The 274-nt window shown below is 49.6% G+C and carries 1 protein-coding gene; it reads right to left on the bottom strand.

The genetic code is table 11. The features are described 5' to 3' along the window. The coding region (locus tag PZC42_RS24610; protein ID WP_277214125.1) for a hypothetical protein at nucleotides 1–274 on the bottom strand (274 nt) is incomplete at both ends.

The following is a 274-nucleotide window of genomic DNA, read 5'->3' as shown; positions in this document are numbered from 1 at the left end:
GTCAAGATATCGGCCGTATGCGGACTACTTTGTGCCGGAACCGGCTTGCTGAACCATTTGAAGAGCAGGCCGGTCAAACCACCCACAATCAATGCGCCCGTTAGACCGTTAGTCCCGATCAATAAAGTGTTAAAAACACCAATTTGATTTTGATTCGTATACTGATAAGCCACGATCAATAGCGCACTCGCGGCGGTCAATCCCGCTAGTTGGTCATCGCGCTGATTGAGTTTGGCATGGTATTTTGCCGCACCAAATGCTGCTACTACGGCCA

It is taken from the genome of Isoptericola croceus, from assembly GCF_029382255.1.
Classification (GTDB): domain Bacteria; phylum Actinomycetota; class Actinomycetes; order Actinomycetales; family Cellulomonadaceae; genus Isoptericola; species Isoptericola croceus.
This window is presented reverse-complemented; position numbering and strand designations above follow the sequence as displayed.